The sequence below is a fragment of the Streptosporangium carneum genome (assembly GCF_027922005.1).
GTDB lineage: Bacteria > Actinomycetota > Actinomycetes > Streptosporangiales > Streptosporangiaceae > Streptosporangium > Streptosporangium carneum.
On the sequence record NZ_BSEV01000030.1, the window covers coordinates 1 to 15,338 of the forward strand.

At 72.7% G+C, this 15,338-nt stretch carries 14 protein-coding genes and 1 pseudogene; 6 read left to right on the forward strand and 9 right to left on the reverse strand.

Translation table 11 applies throughout. The annotated features are described in order from the left end of the window. Positions 1-97 precede the first annotated feature (97 nt). Together PKF00_RS44775 and PKF00_RS44780 are read right to left on the reverse strand one after the other, a co-directional pair. Complete coding sequence (locus tag PKF00_RS44775) at positions 98-361, reverse strand: DUF4132 domain-containing protein (RefSeq protein WP_369011195.1); 264 nt, start codon at positions 359-361, stop codon at positions 98-100. Beyond that, positions 352-843 (reverse strand): annotated as a pseudogene (locus PKF00_RS44780) (DUF4132 domain-containing protein); the annotation flags it as partial. The pseudogene PKF00_RS44780 and the gene PKF00_RS44775, both read right to left, overlap by 10 nt. On the opposite strand from PKF00_RS44780, the gene PKF00_RS37355 reads away from it, so the two are divergent. From PKF00_RS37355 to PKF00_RS37375, 5 genes are all read left to right on the forward strand, one after another. Beyond that, positions 736-1,146 carry a TOBE domain-containing protein gene (locus PKF00_RS37355; RefSeq protein WP_271222460.1) on the forward strand — a complete coding sequence of 137 codons (411 nt, stop codon included), beginning with the start codon at positions 736-738 and terminating at the stop codon, positions 1,144-1,146. The pseudogene PKF00_RS44780 and the gene PKF00_RS37355 overlap by 108 nt on opposite strands. Before the next feature lie 11 nt (positions 1,147-1,157). Further along, the gene (gene modA / locus PKF00_RS37360; RefSeq protein ID WP_271222461.1) at positions 1,158-1,949 is read left to right on the forward strand and encodes a molybdate ABC transporter substrate-binding protein; all 792 of its coding nucleotides are present in this window, start codon (positions 1,158-1,160) and stop codon (positions 1,947-1,949) included. A 24-nt stretch (positions 1,950-1,973) separates the two neighbouring features. Beyond that, positions 1,974-2,801 (forward strand): ABC transporter permease, encoded by an 828-nt coding sequence (locus PKF00_RS37365; RefSeq protein WP_271222462.1) that lies wholly within the window; start codon positions 1,974-1,976, stop codon positions 2,799-2,801. Then, the gene (locus PKF00_RS37370) at positions 2,798-3,829 is read left to right on the forward strand and encodes an ABC transporter ATP-binding protein (RefSeq protein ID WP_271222463.1); all 1,032 of its coding nucleotides are present in this window, start codon (positions 2,798-2,800) and stop codon (positions 3,827-3,829) included. Before PKF00_RS37365 ends, PKF00_RS37370 begins: the two co-directional genes overlap by 4 nt. 97 nt (positions 3,830-3,926) lie before the next feature. Then, entirely contained in the window at positions 3,927-5,270 is a 1,344-nt protein-coding gene (locus PKF00_RS37375) for an FAD-binding oxidoreductase (RefSeq protein ID WP_271222464.1), read from the forward strand. Between the two features lie 3 nt (positions 5,271-5,273). Here the strand turns inward: PKF00_RS37375 and PKF00_RS37380 are convergent, their stop codons facing one another. From PKF00_RS37380 to PKF00_RS37405, 6 genes are all read right to left on the reverse strand, one after another. Continuing rightward, complete coding sequence (locus tag PKF00_RS37380) at positions 5,274-5,909, reverse strand: TetR/AcrR family transcriptional regulator (protein ID WP_271222465.1); 636 nt, start codon at positions 5,907-5,909, stop codon at positions 5,274-5,276. 58 nt (positions 5,910-5,967) lie between these two features. Further along, positions 5,968-8,166 carry a glycosyltransferase family 39 protein gene (locus PKF00_RS37385; protein ID WP_271222466.1) on the reverse strand — a complete coding sequence of 733 codons (2,199 nt, stop codon included), beginning with the start codon at positions 8,164-8,166 and terminating at the stop codon, positions 5,968-5,970. Continuing rightward, positions 8,163-9,350 (reverse strand): glycosyltransferase, encoded by a 1,188-nt coding sequence (locus PKF00_RS37390; protein WP_271222467.1) that lies wholly within the window; start codon positions 9,348-9,350, stop codon positions 8,163-8,165. Before PKF00_RS37390 ends, PKF00_RS37385 begins: the two co-directional genes overlap by 4 nt. Before the next feature lie 90 nt (positions 9,351-9,440). Continuing rightward, positions 9,441-10,841 carry a sensor histidine kinase gene (locus PKF00_RS37395; RefSeq protein ID WP_271222468.1) on the reverse strand — a complete coding sequence of 467 codons (1,401 nt, stop codon included), beginning with the start codon at positions 10,839-10,841 and terminating at the stop codon, positions 9,441-9,443. Beyond that, positions 10,838-11,554: a response regulator transcription factor gene (locus PKF00_RS37400; RefSeq protein ID WP_271222469.1), complete on the reverse strand. Its 717-nt coding sequence runs from the start codon at positions 11,552-11,554 to the stop codon at positions 10,838-10,840. Before PKF00_RS37400 ends, PKF00_RS37395 begins: the two co-directional genes overlap by 4 nt. Positions 11,555-11,761: 207 nt before the next feature. Continuing rightward, positions 11,762-12,979 carry a cytochrome P450 gene (locus PKF00_RS37405; RefSeq protein WP_271222470.1) on the reverse strand — a complete coding sequence of 406 codons (1,218 nt, stop codon included), beginning with the start codon at positions 12,977-12,979 and terminating at the stop codon, positions 11,762-11,764. A 115-nt stretch (positions 12,980-13,094) separates the two neighbouring features. Here PKF00_RS37405 and PKF00_RS37410 point away from each other — a divergent pair, with 115 nt between their 5' ends. Further along, positions 13,095-13,652, forward strand: a complete 558-nt coding sequence (locus tag PKF00_RS37410; protein WP_271222471.1) for a TetR/AcrR family transcriptional regulator — start codon at positions 13,095-13,097, stop codon at positions 13,650-13,652. A 3-nt stretch (positions 13,653-13,655) separates the two neighbouring features. Here PKF00_RS37410 and PKF00_RS37415 read toward each other — a convergent pair whose 3' ends face one another. Beyond that, positions 13,656-15,170 carry a phytoene desaturase family protein gene (locus PKF00_RS37415; protein WP_271222472.1) on the reverse strand — a complete coding sequence of 505 codons (1,515 nt, stop codon included), beginning with the start codon at positions 15,168-15,170 and terminating at the stop codon, positions 13,656-13,658. Positions 15,171-15,338: the final 168 nt, after the last annotated feature.

A 15,338-nucleotide genomic window follows, 5' to 3' on the forward strand; every position in this document is an offset into this window, starting at 1 on the left:
AGGACTCAACGTCCAGGAGCACACAGTGCTCACCTGCCGGCGGCCGCCAACCATCCCAGGAGCCTGCCCGATAGCCGACTCCTAGAACTCATTAGGATCACCGACAGCGTCCCCCCGTCGTCCTCGGCTTGAACGGCTGGCGTACACCCCCCTCGAGAAGATGGTCGCGCCACGCCGCCACCTCGTCGGCGGTCGCGTGGATCGGGTGCCACAGGCCTGCCACGGTGTCGGGGGCGGGGCGGTGGCCGGCCAGTTCCCACGGGGCGGTGGCCGGCCAGTTCCCACGGGGCGGTGGCCGGCCAGTTCCCAGCCGTCGGCGGTCTTGACCGGCAGGGCCGCCGGGCCGCCGGCGATCCGCCAGACCAGGCTGCGGGCGTAGGGGCCGGTGACGGGATGGTCGAGGAAGTACTCGGTCACCTCACGCCAGTGCCACGTCCGTTCATGGACGATCGCCTGTTCCAGGCGGGACCTCTCGGCCGCCTGCGCCGGCTTGAGCTCCTTCAGGACGGCCCGCAGATCGGACGGCTCCGCGCGCAGATCCTTCGGCAGCGACTTGACGGTCTTGCCGGCGGCGTCACGATGGACGCGGAGCCGGGGCGGGCGCGGCGGAAGACGACGGCTTCCGCCGCTCGTGGACGTCGTCTCGCAAATACGGCCGCAAAGCGCCGGACAGCTCCGCTCCTGCCAGGAAAGTGAGGCCTTGAAGCTGGTATTCGCGAATGTATGGTGGTGCCTGTGACGACATTTCGGATCAGCGAGGCCGCCGCGCTGCTGGGAGTCAGCGCGGACACGGTCCGACGCTGGGTTGACACGGGCAGACTGCCCGCGCGGCGCGACGAGCACGGCCGTCGGATGGTGGAGGGCGCCGACCTCGCCGCCTTCGCCCGCTCGCAGATCGCCGCCGAGAGCGGCTCGGAGAGGTCCTCCGCGCGCAACCGCTTCCGCGGGATCGTGACCGAGGTGGTCCGGGACGCGGTGATGGCCCAGGTGGAGATCGCCGCGGGACCGTTCAGAGTGGTTTCGCTGATGAGCCGCCAGGCCGCCGACGAGCTGGGCCTGGAGGCGGGGGTCGTGGCGGTCGCCGTGGTCAAGTCGACCAACGTCGTCGTGGAGATCCCCGACCACGCGCGCGTGGCGAGCCAGTGAGGAGCCCCTCGGTGTTCAGACGTCTCCGTCCGCGTGTTCTCGCGGTCCCCGCCGCCCTCGCGCTGGTCTGCGGCCTCGCGGCCTGCGGAACCGGCGCCTCCGACGCACGGGCCTCGCGCTCCCCCGGCGGCTCGGGGTCCGTGACGGTTTTCGCCGCGGCCTCGCTGACCGGCACGTTCACCGAGCTGGGCAAGGCCTTCGAGTCCGCCAACCCCGGCACGAAGGTGACGTTCAACTTCGGTTCCAGCGCCACGCTCGCCCAGCAGATCGTCCAGGGCGCGCCCGCCGACGTGTTCGCCGCAGCCAGCCCGGCCACGATGAAGACCGTCGCCGACGCCTCCCTGGCCGGGAACCCGACCACGTTCGCGCGCAACGAACTGCAGATCGCCGTGCCCGCCGACAACCCGGCCAAGGTCGACGGCCTGGCCGACCTCGCCGACCCCAAGGTGAAGACCGCCCTGTGCGCCGAACAGGTGCCGTGCGGCGCGGCGGCGGTCAAGGCGCTGGACGCCGCCGGGCTGAAGGTCACCCCGGTCACCCTGGAACAGGACGTCAAGGCCACGCTGACCAAGGTCGAGCTCGGCGAGGTGGACGCGGCCCTGGTCTACAGGACCGACGTGCTGGCGAGCGGCGGCAAGGTGAAGGGCATCGACTTCCCCGAGGCCGACAAGGCGGTCAACGACTACCCGATCGCGGCCCTGACCAAGGCTCCCGCGGGCGCGCAGGCCCAGCGGTTCGTCGACCTGGTGCTGTCGCGGCAGGGCAGGGACGTGCTCACCAGGGCCGGCTTCGAGGCTCCCTGACCGTCGTGGAGACGAGGTGAACCGATGACGACGACGGCGGCGCGGCCCTCCCGGCCGCAGGAGCGCGGCCCCGCGGGCCGCCTGCCATGGGTGCTGGTGCTGCCCGCCGTGATCGGCATGGCCTTCCTCGTGCTGCCGCTGGCCGGCCTGCTGCTGCGGGCCCCCTGGTCCACCCTGGCCGGGCGGTTGGCCGAGCCGAGGGTGCTCGAGGCGCTGCGCCTCTCCCTGGTCACCGCGACCGTCGCCACGCTGGCGTGCCTGCTGTTCGGCGTGCCGCTGGCCTGGCTGCTCGCCCGTGCCGCCTTTCCCGGCCTGCGGGTGGTGCGGGCGCTGGTCACCGTTCCCCTCGTCCTGCCGCCCGTGGTCGGCGGCGTCGCCCTGCTGCTGGTGTTCGGGCGGCGCGGCCTGGCGGGCCAGTGGCTCGAGGCCGCCTTCGGGGTCTCGCTGCCCTTCACCACCGCCGGAGTCGTGGCCGCCGAGGCGTTCGTCGCGATGCCGTTCCTGGTGATCAGCGTCGAGGGGGCGCTGCGCGCGGCCGACCTGCGTTTCGAGGAGGCCGCCGCGACACTGGGCGCCTCACGCTGGACGATCTTCCGCCGCGTCACCCTGCCCCTGGTCGCCCCGGGTGTCGCGGCCGGGACCGTCCTGTGCTGGGCGAGGGCGCTGGGCGAGTTCGGCGCCACCATCACCTTCGCGGGCAACTTCCCCGGCCGGACCCAGACCATGCCCCTGGCGGTCTACCTCGCCCTGGAGACCGAGCCCGAGGCCGCGATCGTGCTCAGCCTCGTCCTGCTCGCCGTCTCCGTGATCATTCTGGCCGGCCTGCGGGACAGGTGGGTGAGCGGCCCGTGACGCTGCAGGCCCGCCTCGTCGTCACCAGGCCCCGTTTCCGCCTCGACGTCACCCTGGAGGTCGCCGCCGGCCAGGTCGTCGCCCTCCTCGGCCCCAACGGCGCGGGCAAGTCCACCGCGCTGCGCGCCCTGGCCGGGCTCACCGCCCTGTCCGAGGGCCACATCACCCTGGACGGCCGCCCCCTGCACACCCTGCCGCCCGAGCGCCGCCCGATCGGCATGGTCTTCCAGGACTACCTGCTCTTCCCGCACATGTCGGCCCTGGACAACGTCGCCTTCGGCCCCCGCTGCCACGGCGCCTCGACGGCCGAGGCACGCGGCACGGCAGCCGACTGGCTGCGGCGCGTGGGCCTGGCCGAGCACGTCGGGACCCGCCCCCGGCAGCTGTCCGGCGGCCAGGCCCAGCGCGTCGCCCTGGCCCGCGCGCTGGCCGTGGGGCCGCGCCTGCTGCTGCTGGACGAGCCGCTGGCCGCCCTGGACGCCCACACCCGGCTGGAGATCCGCTCACGGCTCCGCCGCCACCTGGCCGACTTCGACGGCGCGACCGTCCTGGTCACCCATGACCCGCTGGACGCCATGGTGCTCGCCGACATGCTGGTGGTCGTCGAGGACGGCGCCGTCGTCCAGCGGGGAACCCCGGCCGAGGTGGCACGCCGCCCGCGCACCGACTACGTCGCGCGCCTGGTCGGTCTCAACCTCTACCGGGGCGTCGCGGCCGGCCGGAAGGTCAAGGTCGGCGAGACGCTGCTCAGCGTGACCGAATCCCTGGAGGGGCCCGCGTTCGTCGCCTTCGCGCCCAGCGCGGTCGCCCTGTACCGCACCCGCCCCGACGGCAGCCCGCGCAACCTCTGGCAGGCGCGCGTCGAGGGCGTCGAACGGCACGGCGACAGCGTCCGCGTCCACCTCGACGGACCGATCACCGCCTTCGCCGACGTCACCCCCGCCGCCGTCGCCGACCTCGGCCTGCCCCCGGGACAGCGGATCTGGGCCGCGGTCAAGGCCACGGAGACCCACGCCTACCCCGCGTGAGACGTCCTGTCCCGACTTGCGGCCGACCTCAAACGGATCTCAACTCGCGCTCAAACCGCGCACGCCAGAGTGAGGACATCCACCACGAGGAGAGATCATGACAATCGGGAACGACCTGCGACGCGCGGTCAGGGGACGGGTTCTGGTCGCGGGCGACGAGGACTTCGAGCAGGCCAGGAGGGCGTGGAACCTCGCGGTGGACCAGCCGGTGCGGGCCGTGGTCGAGGCGGAGGACGCCGACGACGTGGTCGCGCTCGTCCGTTACGCCCGCCTCGCGGGGCTGACCGTCTCGGCGCAGCCCAGCGGCCACGGCGCGACCGGTGACGTGGAGGACGTGATCCTGCTGCGCACCGGACGGCTCGGCGGAGTGAGGGTCTCGCCGGGGCCGCGCACCGCCAGGGTCGGCGCGGGCGTGAAATGGGGCGAGGTGCTGACCGCGGCGAGCCCGCACGGCCTGACCGGGCTCGCGGGCAGCTCGCCCGCGCCCAACGTGGTCGGCTACACCCTCGGCGGCGGGCTGAGCTGGTTCAGCCGCCTTCACGGACTGGCCGCGGACAGCGTCCGCTCCTTCGACGTCGTCGACGCCGCGGGCGACAGGGCGACGGTGGACGCCGGGTCCGACCCCGAGCTGTTCTGGGCCCTGCGCGGCGGTGGCGGCGACTTCGCACTGGTGACGGCCATGGAGTTCGCCCTGCACCCCGCCCCCCTGCTGTACGGCGGACGCCTGATGTGGCCGGCCGAGCGGGCCCACGAGGTGCTGGCCGCCTTCAGGGAGGTCACCGCCGAGGCTCCTGAGGAGCTCGCCGTCTGGTTCGACCTGTTCGACTTCCCGCCGCTTCCCTTCCTTCCCGACGTCCTGCGCGGCAAGGCGCTGGTCGCGGTGGACACCGCCTTCCTCGGGGACGCGGACGAGGCACGGGCCCTGCTGCGCCCCTTCGACGGGATCGGCGGACTGGTGAGCGACAGCCGCAGGGTGCTGACGGTGGCCGAACTGGGGGACATCTGCGCCGAGCCGACGGAGCCGAGTCCGGGCGTCGGCCACGCGGAGCTGCTGACGGTGCTGGACGACGCGGTGGCCGAGGTGCTGCTCTCGGACCCCCTCGCCCCGCTGCTCAGCGTGCAGATCCGCCATCTGGGCGGGGCGCTGGCCCGTCCCGCGGCCGGTGGCGGGGCCTGCGGCCACCTGACGGAGCCGTACTCGCTCTACGCGATCGGCGTCGTACCCGGCCCCGAGGAGGCCGCCGCCGTCGAGGCCAGGCGGAAGGAACTCGCCGGCGCGCTGGTGCCGTACACCAGCGGCCGCAAGCCGTACACCTTCCTGGGGGTCGGGGAGCGGGCCGCGGCGGCCTTCCCCGGGGACGTCCTGGCGCGGCTGCGGGGCGTCAAGCGCGCCCGCGACCCTCACAACGTCTTCCGCGGCAACTACCCGGTCCTCGGCTAGACGTCAGCCCTCGAAGGTGGCGGGGTCCAGGCCGACCTCACGGGCCGTGGCGACCCTGGCGTGGTGCAGCAGCCTGCCTCGTGACATGTTGCCCGCGTGCAGGGTGTAGCGGACCACCAGGCCGTCGAGCATCCCGTCGATCCGCTCCGCCGCGCCCTGGGGGTCGTCGCAGACGAGCTCTCCCGCCGCCACGCCCTGCGTGATCACCTCTGTCAGGATCTCGATCCAGGCGCCCTCGAGCTCCAGCAGGATGCTCCTGACGTGCGCCTCGCGCACCCCGACGGCCCAGGCGTCGAGCCAGAGGATCCAGCTCTGGTCCGACCTGGACGCCGGGATGTAGAAGCGCAGGACGCGGTCGAGCCGCTCGACGGCGGTTCCCGGCTCCGCGACGATCTCCCTGAGCCGCTGGATCTCCGACTCGCTGGTGCTGCGGAGCATCTCGGTGATGAGGTCGTCCTTGGTGGCGAAGTGATAGTGGATCAGGCCACCGCTCACGTTGGTCGCCCTGGCGATGTCCGCGACGCGGGTGCTGGCCAGCCCGCGCTCCAGCACGACCCGCCGGGCGGCTTCGAGCAACTCCGCCCGGCGCTGGTCGGCCTGGTCCGCGCGGCTGCCGCGCGCCCCTCCTCCGCTTTGCACTGCGCAAGACTACAACAGGGCGGCTCCCGGACCTCAATACTACTGACTAGCCGTTCAGTCAATAGCCTTCGGCCGTGGCGTCCGTGGTTCGGCCACAGCGGTAGAGGGACTGGCCGTCCTGGGCGCCGCCGTACTCGGCCGCGGTGACGGCGGTGCAGTTGGCCTGCACCCACGCGCTGACCTCCGAGCCGCCCGCGTCCGGGCCGCCCCGGCCGCCGCCGGGAATCACGTGGCGAAGCTCGCCGGAGGAGACGAGGGCCTTGAGCCGGTCGACCGTCATGGCCGGGTCGCCGCCGGTGAAACCGCCCATGGCGATGACGGGCAGGCCGGTGGACAGGATGGCCGACGAGGCGCTCTGCGCGCTGCTCACCGCGACCAGCCAGGTCGCGCCGCCCATGTTCTTCTTCAGGTAGGCGATCGCCTGCTCGCTCAGACCTCCGCCCGGCCCGCCGCGCATGCCGCCGCCGGGGAACCCCTGACGGGACCTGGTTTCGTCGCCGGGCACGCCCTCCTGCCCGTCTCGCCCGCCGAATCCGCCTTCGGGGAAGCCGCCCTGGGGGAAGCCCTCCCCGGGGAGGCCGCCCGGCATCCCTCCTGGCATGCCGCCGGGCCCCCGCATGCCGCCGAAGCCGCCGCTCCCCTCGGGGCCCGCGGTGGGGTTGGTGCCGTTGACCGCGGAGCCGAGCGGGGTCAGGGCGTAGGCCGCCGGACCGGCCAGACCCGCGACCAGCCCGGTGACCAGCGCGGCCACCGCGATCCAGCGCGCGGGACGCCGCAGGAGCCGGGTCAGGAGCAGGCCGATCACCGCGGCCGCGGCCGCCGCCGCCACCGCCCAGGCGAGCCAGGGCACGAAGTCCGGCGTACGGCGCAGCACCGTGAACGACCACGCCCCCGTGACGGCGACCCCGGCGGGCAGCACCCACGCCCAGGCGGGGGACACTCCGCGGGCCCGCCACATCAGCACCCCGCCGAGACCGGTCAGGGCCGCGACGGCCGGAGCCATGGCGGTGGAGTAGTACGGGTGGAAGGTGCCGCTGGAGAAGCTGAACACCGCGTAGTGGACGGCGAGCCAGCCGCCCCACAGCAGCAGCGCCACGCGGGTCTGCCGAAGGGGACGGCGGGCGACCAGGATCAGGCCCGCGACCAGGGCGATCACCGCGAAGGGCAGCAGCCACGAGATCTGCCCCGCCATGATGTCGTTGAACAGCCGTCCCGCCCCGGACTCGCCGCCGAACCCCGCTCCCCCGCCGAACCCGCCGCGTCCGTCACCGCCGCCTCCGCCGCCGAAGTTCTGGCCGAGGACACGGCCGAGGCCGTTGTAGCCGATGACCAGGTCCCAGACGGAGTTGTCCGTGCTGCCGCCGACGTAGGGGCGGCTCGCGGCGGGCCACAGGTCGACGACGACCATCCACCACGCGCTGGAGACCACCAGCGCGACCCCTGCCGTGAGCAGGCGGCCGAGACGGCGCGGCACCGTGCCGGGGGCCATGGCGAGATAGACGACGGCGAAGGCCGGGAGCACCAGGTAGGCCTGGAGCATCTTGGTGTTGAAGGCGAGGCCGACGAGGACGGCCGACAGGGCGAGGGTGCGCGTCCGCCCCGTGCGGATCGCCTCCTGACAGCACCAGGCGGCCAGGACCAGCAGCAGCACCAGCACGGTGTCGGGGTTGTTGTCCCGGTTGATCGCCACCGTGATCGGGGTGAGCGTCATCACCAGCGCCGCGACCAGTCCCGCCGCGTGCCCGGCGGAGCCGGGCAGCGCGCGCCGTACGGCCGAGTGGACCACGCCGACGGCCGCGACTCCCGCGACGGCCTGGGGCAGGAGCATGCTCCACGTCCCGAACCCGAGGATCCGCGCGGACAGGCCCATCACCCACAGCGCGAACGGCGGCTTGTCCACGGTGATGAACGACCCCGCGTCCAGGGCTCCGAAGAAGAAGGCCTTCCAGCTCTGGGTGCCGGACAGGATCGCCGCGGAGTAGTAGGAGTTGGCGTGGCCGTTGCGCCCGAGCGCCCACAGGTGGAGGACCGCGGCCAGCGCGAGGACCGCCCACAGGGCGGGACGCGCCCATCGAGGATCGCCGGGGGCGCCGAGCACCGCTCTGCGCGCCGCGGCGCGCGGACCGTCGCCCTTCCGTCCGCGCGGCCTCGCGTTCTCCCGGCCCTCGGTCGCGGCCGTCGCGCCGTCGGCCGTGCCGGTCGCCTCGGCCGGGGTCGCGCCCTCGGCGTGGGAGGAGCCGTGTTCCAGAGCGGTCATCGGCCCGCTCCCTTCGCGCGGCGCGGGTTGAAGACCCAGGTGCGCATCAACAGGAAACGGACCAGGGTCGCCAGGGCGTTGGCGGCGATGACCGCGGCGGCCTGGACGGTCGCGGACGCTCCCGGCATGAGGTAGCCGAGCAGGGTCAGGCCGCCGGTGCTCAGCAGCAGCCCGACGAGGAAGGCCATGCCGCCTTCGAGCTGGTGGCGCAGAGCGCCGGTGCGGCCGGTGACGCCGAAGGTGAAGCGGCGGTTGGCCGCGGTGTTGGCCACGGCGGTGACGAGCAGGGCCACCGCGTTGGCCGCCACGGCGGGCATCACCGACCTCAGGAGCACGAAAAGCCCCAGGTGGGCCAGGGTGCAGAGCACGCCGATCACCGCGAAGCTGGGCAGCTGACGGGCCATGCCGCTGGGCAGCTGAGCCCGCTGGACACGCGGGGGCACCGGGATCCTGGCCGCGCCGGACAGGGTCTTGCGCGCCACCCTGGCCATTCCTCTCAGGTCGTCCTTCGCGGTCCTGACGATGTCGACCCGGCTGTCCGGGTCGTCGACCCAGTCGACGGGCACCTCGTGGATGCGCAGGCCGTGCCGTTCCGCCAGGAGCAGCAGCTCGGTGTCGAAGAACCACTCCTCGTCCTCGACGGCGGGCAGCAGCGCCTGGACGATCTCGGTGCGTGCCGCCTTGAACCCGCACTGGGCGTCGGAGAAGCGGGCTCCCATCGCCGAGCGCAGCAGCAGGTTGTAGGTGCGTGAGATGAACTCCCGCTTCGGCCCGCGGACGACGTTGGACCCCCTGGACAGGCGGGTGCCGATGGCCAGGTCGCTGTGGCCGGACAGCAGCGGGGCCACCAGCGGCAGGAAGGCGTCCAGGTCGGTGGAGAGGTCGACGTCCATGTAGGCGACCACGTCGGCGTCGCTCGCCGACCACACCCGGCGCAGCGCCCGTCCCCGTCCCTTGACGTCCAGGTGAACGGCGTGCACGTGGGACAGCTCACGGCCGAGGCCGGTGGCGACCCGCCAGGTGGCGTCGGTGCTGGCGTTGTCGGCGATCGTGATGCGGAAGCCGTAGGGGAAGGTGGCCGTGAGGTAGGCGTGCAGGCGGCGCACGCTCTCGGCGAGCACGCGCTGCTCGTTGTACACAGGGACGACGATCTCGACCAGCCGGGTACGCGCGGGTGCGGTCATCTGCTTCACGCTGACTCCCGTGGGGGACGACTCGGATCTCTCATGTCCCCCAGGCTCGTCAAGTGATCTTGAGTGATCCTGAGCCGATCATTAACGACTGGTGAGAAAAGGAGAGCCCGGCAACCGCATCCGCGCCAGAGCGCCGCCGCCCTCGGCGTTCTCCAGCATGACCTCTCCCCCCGCCTCCCGTACGGCCTGCGCCACGATGGCCAGGCCGAGCCCGGAGCCCGGCATGCTCCGCGCCGAGGAGGACCGCCAGAAGCGGTCGAAGACGTAGGCCAGTTCCTCCCGCGGGATGCCCGGACCGTGGTCCCTGACGGCCAGTTCCCCGCCGCCGAGCCGCACGACGACCGAGCCCGTCGAGAACTTCACCGCGTTGTCGAGCAGGTTCACCACGGCCCGCTCCAGGGCTGCCTGGTCCCCGCGGACGTACCACGGCTCCAGGTCGACCTCGATCGGGGTCTCCTGGGCGCGGAGCGCGGCCCTGCGCACGGCCGACTCGACCACCTCGTGGAAGGCGACCTCGACGTGCGGCTCGTGCTCGCTCTCCGAACGCGAGAGCTGGAGCAGGTCCCCGACCAGCGTGGACATCTCCTCGAACTGGGCCTTGAGGCTGGCCAGCAGTCTGCGCTTCGGGGCGGGGGCGAGCGGGCGGCCGGTGTTCTCGCTGCGCAGCAGCAGGTCGATGTTGGTGCGCAGGCTGGTGAGCGGGGTGCGCAGTTCGTGTCCCGCGTCGGCGATCAGCCTGCGCTGGCGTTCGCGGGAGGCGGCCAGCGCGGTGGTCATCGCGTTGAAGGAGGTGCCGAGTCTGGCGATCTCGTCGGTGCCCTCGATCGGGATGCGGGTGTCGAGGTCCTCGGTCCTGGCGACGTGCTCCACGGCCTCCGCCAGACGGCCGACGGGGCGCAGCGCCGTTCGGGAGATGAGCAGGCCCGCCAGCGCCGCCCCCAGGACCCCGAGCGCGGCGACTCCCGCCAGAATTCCGGCCAGCCAGGTCAGCGTCGACTCGATCTGGGTCAGCGAGCGCGACTCCATCATCGCGACGCCGGGCGCGACGTTCTCGGTCCGCACCATCACCGATTCGCCGCCGTCGGTGACGCCGTCGCGCAGCTCGGAGTCACCCCGCGTGCCCGCCGCGACGGCCCTGTCCGCCCTGGTCACCATGACCGCCGTCTGGCCGAGCACGCACCGCCTGCCGTCCGGGTAGACCAGCTGCACCAGGGGCAGGAAGGGACGCAGCCCGTCGCCGCCCGCCGGGGACGTCCGTCCGGACGCGCACAGCGCGACGAGCCTGTCGGCGTCCCGGTTCATCGGCGGCCCGTCCCCGGGCGGGCCTCCTCTCGGATGCCCCTGGAGCGTCCGCTCCACCTGGGCGTAGAGCTGGTTGCGGACGATGAGCCAGCAGGTCCCGGCGCATGCCGCGATGGCCAGGGCCACGGTCACCGCGATCAGGACGGTGAGCCGGGAGCGCAGGGAGCGGGGACCGCTCAAGGGGAGTTCCTCAGCACGTAGCCGACCCCGCGGACGGTGTGGATCACCCGGGGACGTCCCGCGCCCTCGGTCTTGCGGCGCAGGTACATGACGTAGACGTCGAGGGAGTTCGAGGACGGTTCGAAGTCGAAGCCCCAGACCTGGCTGAGGATCTGCTCGCGGGTGAGCACCTGGCGGGGGTGGACCATGAACAGCTCCAGCAGGAGGTACTCGGTCCGGGTCAGCTCGAGCGGTTCGCCCGCCCTGGTCACCTCGCGGCTGGCGGTGTCCATCCGCAGGTCGGCGTAGACGAGCACGCCGTCGTCGGCGCCGCCGTCCGCGGCCGGCACGGTCAGGGCGCCGCGACGCAGCAGCGCCCTGACCCTGGCCAGCAGTTCGTCGAGCTCGAAGGGCTTGACGAGGTAGTCGTCGGCCCCCGCGTCCAGCCCGGACACCCGGTCGCCCACGGCGTCGCGGGCGGTGAGCATGAGCACCGGCACGTGGTTGCCCGCCGCCCTGAGCCTGCGGCAGGCGGTCAGCCCGTCGACCTTGGGCATCATCACGTCGAGCAGGACCAGCTCGTACGGCTCCCGCCGCAGGAGCTCCAGCGCGGCCTGGCCGTCCTCGGCCAGGCCGACCCGGTATCCCTCGTACTCCAGGCTGCTCTGCAGCGCCTCCCTGAGCGCGGGCTCGTCGTCCACGACCAGCACACGCGCCGCCTCACCGTCGCCCATGCCCCCACGGTAGAGGCTCATCATGAGAACCCCATGAACGCCCTCAGGCGCGCCCGCCCCGTCCCCTGCCCCGCCCCGCGTCCCCGTCCGCTCCTCTCCCCGTTCTCCCCGTGTCCGTGTCCATGTCCATGTCCGTGTCCGGGCCCGTGTCCCGACTGAGGGCCCTGACGGGACAGAGCCCGCCTCCCGCCCCGCCGCGCTCGCGCGTCACCACGCCACGGGAAGCGCGCGCAGGCCGAAGATCACGCTGTCGTACTTGAAGGGCAGCTCGTCGTCCTCCCCGACGACGCGCAGGCCCGGGATCCGCTCGAAGAGCGTGCGGTAGGCGATCTCCAGTTCGGCTCGGGCGAGGTTCTGCCCGAGGCACTGGTGCACGCCGTACCCGAACGCCACGTGGTTGCGGGCCCCGCGCCGGATGTCGAACTCGTCGGGACGGTCGAAGACACGGGGGTCCCGGTTGGCCGAGGCGCCGAGCACGAACATGCCCTCCCCCGCCCGGACGGCCTGGCCGCCGATCTCCATGTCCTCGGTCGCCACCCGGTCGAAGGCGACCCAGTCCACGATCGAGTGGTATCTCAGCAGTTCCTCGACCGCGGCGGGCCAGCCGTCGGGGTCGGCGCGGAGCGCGGCGAGCTGGGCGGGGTCGCGCAGCAGTGTGTGTACGCCCAGCGGGATCATGTTGGCCGTGGTCTCGTGGCCCGCGACGAGCAGCAGGAACGTCATGCCGACCAGCGCGTCGTGGGAGAGCTCGCCGGTCTCCCTGCGCGCGGTCACGAGCCGTCCCACGAGGTCGTCCCCCGGCTTCCGCTCCGCCTCGGCGATCAGGCCGTCGAGGTAGTCCCAGATCTCGGTGACCGCGCCGAAGGAGTCCTCGCTCCCGCCGGGGCCCGCGCCGATGAGCTGCCTGGTCCGGCTCTGGAAGAAGTCGTGGTCGGCGTAGGGGACGCCGAGGAGCCTGCAGATGACCAGCGACGGCACGGCCAGCCCGAACGCCTCGACGAGGTCGGCCGAGGAGCCCTGCTTGAGCATTTCGTCTATGAGCAGGTCGACGGTCTCCTGGATGCCGGGGCGCATCTCCCTGATCCGCCTGACGGTGAACTCGGGGATCAGCATCCGGCGGTAGACGCCGTGCTCGGGCGGGTCCATGTCGATGAACTGACCGGCCTGGAACCTCGTCCTGACCCGCAGTTCCTCCTCCGTGGGCGGCCGCTCGGAGAAGGCGGCCATCGGGTGCCCCGGGGTCATGGGGTCGGTGCTGACGCGGGGGTCGGTGAGCACCTGCTGCGCCTCGGCGTGCCGGGTCACCAGCCAGACGTCGCCGCCGGGCAGCCGCGTCCTGACCAGTGGCGCCTCCTCGCGCAGGCGTCCGTAGTCGTCGGGGGGAGCGAAGGGGCAGGTACGCGGGACGGGAAAGCTCTGAGCCATAGGGTTGCTCCTCACAGGCCGAGTCATTTCACTTACTTACATGAAAGTAAGTTAGGAGACGTCGGCCCCTCAAGCACGGCACAAAGCAGGAAAATCAGGGAACGGCGGAACGGCGATGAATGCCCGGCGCAGCGATACCAGGGAACGGATCCAGCAGGTGGCACTGGAGTTGTTCGCCGAGCGGGGATACGAGAAGACCTCGTTGCGGGAGGTCGCGGAGCGGCTGCAGATCACCAGGCCCGCGCTCTACTACCACTTCAAGGCCAAGGAGGACATCCTCAACGGCGTCATCGAGGACCTGAACCGCTCGATCGACGAGCTCGCCGGGTGGGCCGCCGCCCAGCCGCGCACGGACGCGGCCCGAAGGGCGATCCTGGACAGGATCTCGGCGCTCCTGCAGGGCCAGTGGCGACCGCTCGTCAGGTTCGCCCAGGTCAACCAGGCCGTCATGTCCGAGCTTCCGGCCGGCGAGGAGATGCGGCACCGGATGATGAAGATCGTCTCAGTGCTGGCCAGGCCGGAGGACGAGCTCATCCGGCAGTTCGAGGCCAAGCTCGCGGTGATCGCGCTCATCATGGGCAGCGCCTCGTTCCTGCTGGGCCCGGACGTGTCCGACGAGGAACAGGCCGCGACGGCGCTGGCCGTCGCCGTGAAGCTCGCGTCAGGCCGGTAGCGCTCAGGTCAGCAGCGCCATCGCGGCGTTGTGCCCGGGGATTCCGCTGACCCCGCCGCCGCGCCTGGCTCCCGCGCCGCAGAGCAGGACGCGCTCGAAGGCGGTCTCCACGCCCCAGCGGCCCGGCTCGCCGTACGGCCAGGACAGGTCGCGGTGGAAGATGTGGCCGCCGGGCAGGCCCGCCTCCGCCTCCAGGTCGACCGGGGTTTTGACCTCCAGGCACGGAGCGCCGTCCGGGGTGCGCAGCAGGCAGTCCTCGATCGGCTCGGCCAGCACCCGGTTCATCGAGGCGAACGTGGCCCGCAGCGCCGCCTCACGGGCCCCCTCCGGGTCGTCGCGGAATAGCCGGGCGGGCATGTGCAGGCCGAACAGGGTCATCGTCTGGGCGCCCGAGGCGCGCAGCTCGGGGCCGAGGACGGACGGGTCGGTCAGCGAGTGGCAGTAGACCTCGGCGGGAGGCAGCTCGGGGACGCGTCCCGCCGACGCCTCCGCGTGGGCGCGGGCGAGCTGGTCGCGGCCCTCGTTGATGTGGAAGGTGCCGCTGAAGGCCGCCTCGGGAGCGACCCTCGCGTCCCTGAGCCGGGGCAGCCGCGACAGCACCATGTTGACCTTGAGCTGGGCCCCCTCCGGCTCGAGCCCGCCCGCTCCCAGCAGGCGGGCGAGCACGGCGGGCGGCACGTTGGCCAGGATCCGCTCGCCCCTGACCGTGTGCTCCCCCGCCGCGTCGCGGAAGGCGACCTCCCCCGAGGGGTCGACGGCGACCACCTCGGCCCCGGTCAGGATCTCGGCCCCGGCGGCGCGCGCGGCGTCCGCGAGGGCTCCGGAGACCGCGCCCATGCCGCCGACCGGGACGTTCCAGTCGCCGGTCCCGTCGCCGATCACGTGGTAGAGCAGACAGCGGTTGGCCAGCAGGTCCCGGTCGCAGGGGTCGGCGAAGGTGCCGATCAGGGCGTCGGTGAGCACCACCCCGCGGACGGTGTCGTCGGCGAACCGCTCGTCGACGACCTCGCCGATCGGCCGCTCGAACAGCTCCCGCCACGCTTCGGCGCCGACGAGAGCGCGCATCGCGGCGCGGTCCACGAGAGGCTCGAGCAGGGTCGGGGCGACCCGCCGCGCGACCTCCGCGGTCATCGCGTAGAAGCGCCGCCAGGCCTCCAGGTCCGCCGAGCCTCCGGTGACCCTCGCGAAGGACTCCTCCGTACGGCCCGCGTCGTCGTTGTCCACCAGCAGGCCGGTGTCCCCGACGGGGGTGTAGGAGGCGTAGCGGCGGCGGCGCAGCTCGATTCCGAGCCCGAGATCCGTGACGATCCTGGCGGGCAGCAGGCTGACCAGGTAGGAGTAGCGCGAGAGCCTGGCGTCGACGCCGGGGAACGCCCGCGCCGACACCGCCAGGCCGCCCACGTGGTCCAGGCGTTCCAGCACGAGGACACGACGCCCCGCGCGGGCGAGGTAGGCGGCGGCGACCAGGCCGTTGTGGCCGCCTCCTGCGATCACTGCGTCATAGCGGGAACGGAACACGGGACATCCCGGGGTCTGTGAGGGCTGACGGGGCGGGGCTTCCCCGCCGGTCAGAGACCGGTCTGCCAGTGCGGCTCAGGACGGAGCAGGCTCAACCTCTCAATCGCCACCATATCCCGCACCATATAGCTAATAAGACAATCGGTCTATAATTCCCCACTTCTCCGT